Source organism: Brevundimonas naejangsanensis DSM 23858, from assembly GCF_000421705.1.
In the GTDB taxonomy this organism is placed as follows: Bacteria; Pseudomonadota; Alphaproteobacteria; order Caulobacterales; family Caulobacteraceae; genus Brevundimonas; species Brevundimonas naejangsanensis.
Genome location: NZ_ATXN01000005.1, coordinates 246,043 through 253,396, shown reverse-complemented (window position 1 = coordinate 253,396; position 7,354 = coordinate 246,043). Strand labels below are relative to the sequence as shown.

Annotated in this window: 7 protein-coding genes; all 7 read left to right on the top strand. The window is 68.2% G+C overall.

Features of this window, described 5'->3' with window-relative positions:
* Positions 1 to 1,020, top strand: a 1,020-nt coding sequence (locus H556_RS0112325; RefSeq protein WP_024354724.1) for an acyl-CoA dehydrogenase family protein, incomplete at its 5' end; no start/stop codon positions are given.
* 13 nt (positions 1,021 to 1,033) lie between these two features.
* Positions 1,034 to 2,239, top strand: a complete 1,206-nt coding sequence (locus H556_RS0112320) for a CaiB/BaiF CoA transferase family protein (RefSeq protein ID WP_051130271.1) — start codon at positions 1,034 to 1,036, stop codon at positions 2,237 to 2,239.
* Positions 2,240 to 2,376: 137 nt separating this feature from the next.
* Positions 2,377 to 3,315 carry an ABC transporter permease gene (locus tag H556_RS0112315; protein ID WP_081602762.1) on the top strand — a complete coding sequence of 313 codons (939 nt, stop codon included), beginning with the start codon at positions 2,377 to 2,379 and terminating at the stop codon, positions 3,313 to 3,315.
* A complete protein-coding gene (locus tag H556_RS0112310) occupies positions 3,312 to 4,118 on the top strand; it encodes an ABC transporter permease (protein WP_024354722.1) in 807 nt (268 codons plus the stop codon). Before H556_RS0112315 ends, H556_RS0112310 begins: the two co-directional genes overlap by 4 nt.
* A complete protein-coding gene (locus tag H556_RS0112305; protein WP_024354721.1) occupies positions 4,115 to 4,924 on the top strand; it encodes an ABC transporter ATP-binding protein in 810 nt (269 codons plus the stop codon). Before H556_RS0112310 ends, H556_RS0112305 begins: the two co-directional genes overlap by 4 nt.
* Positions 4,921 to 5,814, top strand: a complete 894-nt coding sequence (locus H556_RS0112300) for an ABC transporter ATP-binding protein (RefSeq protein WP_024354720.1) — start codon at positions 4,921 to 4,923, stop codon at positions 5,812 to 5,814. Before H556_RS0112305 ends, H556_RS0112300 begins: the two co-directional genes overlap by 4 nt.
* Positions 5,811 to 7,352 carry an ABC transporter substrate-binding protein gene (locus H556_RS0112295; protein WP_024354719.1) on the top strand — a complete coding sequence of 514 codons (1,542 nt, stop codon included), beginning with the start codon at positions 5,811 to 5,813 and terminating at the stop codon, positions 7,350 to 7,352. The genes H556_RS0112300 and H556_RS0112295 overlap by 4 nt, the downstream gene beginning before the upstream one ends.
* The last annotated feature ends 2 nt before the right edge of the window (positions 7,353 to 7,354 follow it).

The window sequence follows — 7,354 nt, the reverse complement described above, 5'->3', positions numbered from 1 at the left end:
CGCGCCATCATGACGGAGATGGGCGAGATGGGCTTCCTCGGCGCCATGCTGCCGGAACAGTACGGCGGTTCCGAAGCGTCGCACGTCGCCTATGGCCTGATCGCGCGCGAGGTCGAGGCGATCGACAGCGGCTATCGCTCGGCCATGAGCGTGCAGTCGTCGCTGGCCATGTACCCGATCTACGCCTTCGGCTCCGAAGAGCAGAAGATGAAGTTCCTGCCCAAGATGGCGGCGGGCGAACTGGTCGGCTGTTTCGGCCTGACCGAGGCCGACGGCGGGTCCGACCCGGCGTCGATGAAGACCACGGCGGTGGCGGTCGACGGCGGCTATCGCCTGAACGGCGGCAAATACTGGATCACCAACTCGCCCATCAGCGACCTGGCCATCGTCTGGGCCAAGCTGGACGGGACCATCCGGGGCTTCATCGTCGAGCGCGATTTCGACGGCTTCACCACGGGCAAGATCGGCGACAAGCTGTCGCTTCGCGCCTCGATCACCGGCGACATCGGCCTGAACGACGTCTTCGTGCCGGAAGCCAACATCCTGCCGGGCGTGCAGGGTCTGCGCGGGCCGTTCTCCTGCCTGAACAAGGCGCGTTTCGGCATCGCCTGGGGGGCGATGGGCGCGGCGGAATTCTGCTTCCACGCCAGCCGCGACTATGTGGCCGAGCGCACCCTGTTCGGCCGCCCGCTGTCGGCGCGCCAGCTGGTGCAGAAGAAGCTGGCCGACATGCAGACCGAGATCTTCCTCGGCTTCGAGGGCGCCTATGCCCTGGGCCGCCTGCTGGACACAGGGGCCTGGGTTCCCGAGGCCATCAGCCTGATGAAGCGCAACAACTGCGGCAAGGCCCTGGCTGTCGCGCGCGAGGCCCGAGACATGCACGGCGGGGCCGGGATCACCGGCGAACTGCACGTCATGCGCCACGCCATGAACCTGGAAACCGTCAACACCTATGAAGGCGCCCACGACGTCCACGCCCTCATCCTGGGCCGCGCCATCACCGGCGAAGCCGCCTTCTGATCAGGAGACTGTCATGACCCCCAGCCCCGCGATTTCCGAGACCGCCTGCGGCCCGCTTCACGGCGTGCGGGTTCTGGACCTGTCGCGGGTGCTGGCGGGGCCTTGGGCGACGCAGACCCTGGCCGATCTTGGGGCCGAGGTCATCAAGATCGAACGGCCGGGCGCCGGCGACGACACCCGCCATTGGGGCCCGCCCTTCACCACCACGGCCGACGGCGCGCCCGGCGACGCCGCCTATTTCCTGTGCGCCAACCGGGGCAAGAAGTCGGTCGAACTGGACATCGCCAGCCCGGAAGGCGCCGAGGCCGTGCGCCGTCTGGCCGCGACCTGCGACGTGGTGGTCGAGAACTTCAAGACCGGCGGGCTGAAGAAGTACGGCCTCGATTACGCCGCGCTGGCGGCGATCAATCCGAGGCTGGTCTACTGCTCGATCACCGGCTTCGGCCAGGACGGACCGGACGCGCACCGCGCGGGCTATGACTACATGATCCAGGCCATGGGCGGGCTGATGTCCATCACCGGCCAGCCCGACGGCGCGCCGGGCGCCGAGCCGATGAAGGTCGGGGTGGCGGTCGTTGATCTGTTCACCGGCCTTTACGCCTCCAACGCCATACTGGCCGCCCTGTGGCATGCGCGCGCGACCGGCGAGGGCCAGCACGTGGACATCGCCCTGTTCGACGTTCAGGCGGCCATGCTGGCCAATCAGGCGACCAACTACTTCGTGTCCGGCAAGGCGCCGACGCGGATGGGGAACGCCCACCCCAATCTGGCCCCCTATCAGCCCTTCGCCTGTTCCGACGGGATGGTGATCATCGCCGTGGGCAACGACGGCCAGTTCCGCGCCCTGTGCGGCGCCCTGGGGCTGGAGGTCGAGGATCGCTTCGCCACCAACGCCCTGCGGGTCGCTGAGCGCGAGGCGCTGGGTCCGCTGATCGCGACGAAGACGGCCGGCTTCACCATGCAGGGGCTGATGCAGGCGCTGGAGGCGGCGGGCGTGCCTTGCGGCCCCGTCAACACCATCGATCAGGTGTTCGCCGAGCCTCAGGCCATCCATCGCGGCCTGACGGTCGAACAGACCCGGCCCGATCTGGCCGATCCGATCCGCACGGTCGCCTCGCCCATCCGCCTGTCGAAGACGCCGGTGCGATACGACGCCCCGCCGCCGAAGCTGGGGCAGGATACGCAAGATGTGCTCGGCGATCTCAAGTCCGGAGATTGAGCGCCGTTGACAGGCGCTTCGCTTACCCTAAGGATGATGTCTTAACTTAGATACGACTCTGCGGCGGAGACCGTTCAGGACATGCCCAAGCCTCTACCGAGCGTTTCGGCCCGCAGCAAAGCGAGCCGCCGCACCTGATGTTTTCCTCTTCTCGTATGCTTGGCGGCTTGAGGGACTTCGCCTTTGTCCTGATCGCCGCAATGACAGTGCTGTTCTTCCTGCTGCGGCTGACCGGCGACCCGGCCCTGGTCATCGCGGGCGAAGGCGCCTCTCCGGCTCAGATCGAGGCGATCCGCGTCGAGTACGGTTTCGACAGGAGCCTGATCGTTCAGTACGGCCAGACCATGCTGCGGCTGCTTCAGGGCGACTTCGGCAAGTCGCTGACCGATGGAAGCCCGGCTCTGGGCAAGGTGCTGGCCTCCCTGCCCGCCACCCTGTTCCTGGCCGCAATGGCGCTGAGTCTGAACCTGCTGATCTCCCTGCCGCTGGGCGCCTGGCTGGGGCAGAAGCGCACCGGGGCGGCGCGTCGTGCGGTGCGCGGCGTGCTGACGGTGATGCAGGGATTTCCCGGTTTCGTCATCGCCCTGCTGTTGATCAACCTGTTCGCCGCCGGGCTCGAATGGCTGCCCTCGATCGGCTACGGCGGACCGGCGACCTGGGTGCTGCCGGTGATCTCGGTCGTCTCCTTCCTGGCCCCCAAGCTGATCCGCGTGGTCGAGGCCAACACTCATGCCGCCCTGGCCGCCGACTTCGTGCGCACCGCCCGCTCGACCGGGGCGTCCGAAAACCAGATCCTGTGGCGCCATGTTCTGCCCAACGCCCTGCTGGGCGCCGTCGCCCTGATCGGGGCTGAACTGGCCTTCATGCTGACGGGTCTGGTGGTCATCGAGACCATCTTCGCCTGGCCCGGCATCGGCTGGCTGCTGGTGCAGTCCACGCTGAACCTGGACTTCCCCGTGGTGCAGGCCGTTGTCTTCGTCATGGTGGTCAGCGTCTTCCTCAGCAACGCCGTCACCGAGGCGGTGCAGGCCCTGCTGGACCCGCGCATACGCAGCCGCGCGAGGGCTGCATCATGAGCCGCAGCCTGTCCCCCGCCATTGTCGGCGCCGGCGTGGTGGGCCTGTTCTGCCTCGCCGTCATGATCTTCGGCGACGCCCTGTCCGGCCACGATCACCGCGCCATCGATCTGTCTATGCGTCTGGCCGCGCCGCTGGCGCCGGGCCATCTGTTGGGAACGGACGAACTGGGGCGCGACGTGCTGGCGCGCCTGCTGAACGGGATGCGCTGGTCGGTAGGGTCGGCCCTGTGCGCTACCCTGATCGCCTTCAGCATCGGCACGACCTTCGGCCTGGCGGCGGCGCACAAGGGCGCCTGGCTGGGCGGCGCCCTGAAGCTGCTGACCACCTTCACCCAGTCCTTTCCGTCCTTCGTCATGGCGGTGACGGTGATCGCCCTGCTGGGCGACAGCGGCTTCTGGGCGGTCACACTGACGCTCGGCCTGGTGACCTGGCCGGTCTTCTCCCGCGTCGTCTACGCCGAGGCCAGCAGCCTGTTTCAGCGCGAATACGTCCAGGCCGCCGAAATGACCGGCATGAGCGTCGCGCGTCTTTACGCCCACCACGTTCTGCCGGCCCTGGTCCCGACGCTGTCGGTGCTGGTGGTCTTCCACTTCGCCGAGATGATCGTGGCTGAAAGCGCCCTGTCCTTCCTGGGCATCGGCGCACCGCTGGGGGCCGCGACCTGGGGCGCCATGTTGAGCGAAGGGCGCGCCTTCATGCTGCAGGCCCCGTGGCTGACGCTGGGCCCCGCCTTCGCCATGGTCATCATCATCGTGGCCGCCCACAGCGTGGGCCAGCACCTGCGGAATCTGACCCGATGAGCGTTGCTGAGCTGAACACGGCGCACGAAATGGTGCTGGATATCCGCAAGCTGAGGCTGGAGACCGTCGCCCCCCGCCGCGTCCTGATCCCCAACCTCGACCTGACGATCCGCCGCGGCGAGATCGTCGGCCTGGTCGGCCAGTCGGGGTCGGGCAAGACCCTGACCTGCTTCGCCGTCGGCGGCCTGGTTCCGCCGGGCGTGCGCGTCGCGGGCGGCGAGATTCATCTGGAAGGCCGCCGCATCGACAATCTGGCCGAGGCGGAATGGCGCGCCGTGCGCGGCGGTCGGATCGGCATGGTGTTCCAGGACCCCCTGTCCTCGTTCAACCCGGTGAAGACGGTCGGCTCCATTCTGATCGAGTCGGCGCGTCGTCATCGCGGCCTCGACAAGGCGGCCGCCCGCGCCCTGGCCGTCGAAACCCTGCGCGCCATGCGCCTGCCGGGCGCCGACGCCTGCGTCGACGCCTTCCCGCACCAGTTGTCGGGCGGGCAACGCCAACGCGCCATGATCGGCCTGGCGCTGATCAATCAGCCCGCGCTGATCCTGGCCGACGAGCCGACCACGGCGCTGGACCCGACGGTCCAGTTGCAGATTCTGGCCCTGTTGCGGCGTCAGGCCCAGCAGGCGGCCGCCCTGATGATCACCCACGACATCGCCGCCGCCGGCGCCGTCTGCGACCGCATCGCCGTCATGCTGGAAGGCGAGATCGTCGAGGAAGGCCCCACGGCGCAGGTGCTGTACGAGCCCCGGCATCCCTTCACCCGCAGCCTGCGGGACGCCGCCCACCTGGGGAGACGGGCATGACCGCGCCGCTTCTGTCGATTCAGAACCTGGGGGTCGCTTACGGCAGCGGACGTGACCGCCGCTTCGTCCTGCGCGGCGCCGGTTTCGACCTGGCGCCCGGTCAGGTCATGGCCATCGTCGGCGAGTCGGGATCGGGCAAGTCGACCCTGGTCCGCGCCGTCGCCGGGCTGGCGACGCCCGCCGAGGGAGAAATCCTGTTTGAAGGCGTCGCCCTGCCGCCTCTGGGCAAACGCTCCAAGACTATGCTGCACGGCATCCAGATGGTCTTTCAAGACCCCGGCGCCAGTCTGAATCCGCGCCAGTCGATCCGCACCGTGCTGGAAGAACCGCTGATCGTGGTGGGCAAGCTGGACGGCGCGGCGCGACGGCGGCGGGTCGAAGAACTGATGGACCTCGTTCATCTGGACCATCGTCTGCTGGACCTGCGGCCCTCCGCCCTGTCCGGCGGGCAGAAACAGCGCGTCGCCATCGCCCGCGCCCTGTCCATGGAGCCGCGCCTGCTGATCGCCGACGAGGCGTTGTCGGCCCTGGACTTCGCCAATCAGGACAAGGTCTCCGCCCTACTGCTGGAGCTGAAGGAGCGGCTGAATCTGGCCATGCTGTTCGTCTCGCACGACATGCGCAGCGTGCGCCGCATGGCCGACCACGTCTGCGTCATCGAAGGCGGTCAGGTCGTCGAACAGGGGCCGGTCGCAGAGGTCCTCTACCACCCCAAGAGCGCCTATACGCGGTTGTTGCTGGCCGCCGCCCTCAACCCGGCCGCCGCACTGGCCGACCCGCGCCTGAGCGCCGCCCTGGAAGCCGGCGGGCCGATCTCGGACGAGGCGCTGGCCGGCGTGATGGACATCATCGGCGCGAACGCCCTCATGCAGGAGCAGTCCCCCTCATGACGCCGAAACGCCTTCGCCTCTTCATCGCCGCCTGTCTGGGCGCCGTCCTTGTCGCCGCCTGCGGCCAGGGCGGCGCGAACAAGCCGACGCCTGCGACCGGCAGCCAGGTGCTGCGCGTCGCCGCCGGCAGCCTGCCCTCCAGTCTGGGCAATCCGTTCCGGGGCAACAGCCGTCCCGGCTCCCTGCTGTGGCTGGCCATCTACGACGGCCTGACCGCCATCGACGACAACGACCAGCTGGGGCCGGGTCTGGCGACCGAATGGACGCTGGTCGAACCGACGGTCTGGCGCTTCAAGCTGCGCGAAGGCGTGCGTTACTCCAACGATCGCCCGTTCGACGCCCAGGCTGCGGCCGAGGTCTTCGCCTTCCTGCGCTCGGATCAGGGCAAGCGCAGCCTGATCGGCTCCGAAGCCCGCGGCATCATCGAAGCGCGCGCCGTCGCGCCGCTGGAGCTGGAGATCCGCACCGAACGGCCTGATCCGGTCCTGCCGCGCCGCCTGGCCGCCATCATGATGATCGAGCCGAAGGCCCTGGCCGATATGGGCATGGACGCCTACGCCCAGAAGCCGGTCGGCACCGGCGCCTTCGTCATGACCGGCTGGGACCAGCGCACCCGCCGCCTGACCCTGGCCCGAAACCCGAAATCATGGCGCCCGTCGACGATCGACGGCGTGGTCTTCTATGAACTGCCGAGCGCGGCGGGGCGGACACAGGCTCTGCTGTCGGGCGATGTGGACCTGTCGCTGGTCGACCTGGAGGAGACGGAGCGGCTGGAGCGCAACGGCTTCCACGTCCTCTACACCCCCGCCATGCAGGTGAAGGCCTACTCCTTCCGCAATGTGGGCGGCGATCCGGCCTCGCCCCTGCGCGACGTTCGCGTGCGTCAGGCGCTCAACTACGCCGTCGACAAGGAGGCGATCGCCTCCCTGCTGCCGGAAAACGCCAAGCCGTCGGGCCAGCCTGCGGCCAAGGGGGTGTTCGGCTACGACCCGACCATCGCGCCCTACCCCTACGACCCCGCCAAGGCGCGCCGTCTGCTGGCCGAGGCCGGTTACCCGAACGGCTTCAATCTGACGATGGAGGTCCTGACCGACGCGGCGCCGGGCGACGACATGATGTCCCAGGCCGTGGCCGAATACTGGCGCGCCGTCGGCGTCGACACCCGCCTCAAGGTCATGACCATGCCGGACTTCCTGGTGAAGTATCAGACCAACAACTGGTCGGGCGAGGCGCTGGCCCTGTCATGGAACAGCTTCCAGTATTATGATGTCACTCGCGCGATGGAGGACTTCTCCTGCATGCGGCCAACGCCCTTCTTCTGCGACGCGGAAATCACCGACAAGCTGAAGATCGCGCGAGAGATCATGGATGATGACGAGCGGTTGAAGGCCTATCAGGCGCTGGGCCGTCTGTACCGCGAGGCGGCGCCCTCCCTGTTCCTGATCGAGCACCAAGACCTGTTCGCCTATGCGCCCAGGGTCGGCCATGTGAAGATCCGCCACCGCGTACCGGTCTACGAAGAAATGACCCTGCGTTGAAC

Bases quoted from the DNA above. Each gene is read 5' to 3' on its own strand.
- H556_RS0112320 (WP_051130271.1), top strand. From the start codon at position 1,034: ATGACCCCCAGCCCCGCGATTTCCGAGACCGCCTGCGGCCCGCTTCAC.
- H556_RS0112315 (WP_081602762.1), top strand. From the start codon at position 2,377: ATGTTTTCCTCTTCTCGTATGCTTGGCGGCTTGAGGGACTTCGCCTTT.
- H556_RS0112310 (WP_024354722.1), top strand. From the start codon at position 3,312: ATGAGCCGCAGCCTGTCCCCCGCCATTGTCGGCGCCGGCGTGGTGGGC.
- H556_RS0112305 (WP_024354721.1), top strand. From the start codon at position 4,115: ATGAGCGTTGCTGAGCTGAACACGGCGCACGAAATGGTGCTGGATATC.
- H556_RS0112300 (WP_024354720.1), top strand. From the start codon at position 4,921: ATGACCGCGCCGCTTCTGTCGATTCAGAACCTGGGGGTCGCTTACGGC.
- H556_RS0112295 (WP_024354719.1), top strand. From the start codon at position 5,811: ATGACGCCGAAACGCCTTCGCCTCTTCATCGCCGCCTGTCTGGGCGCC.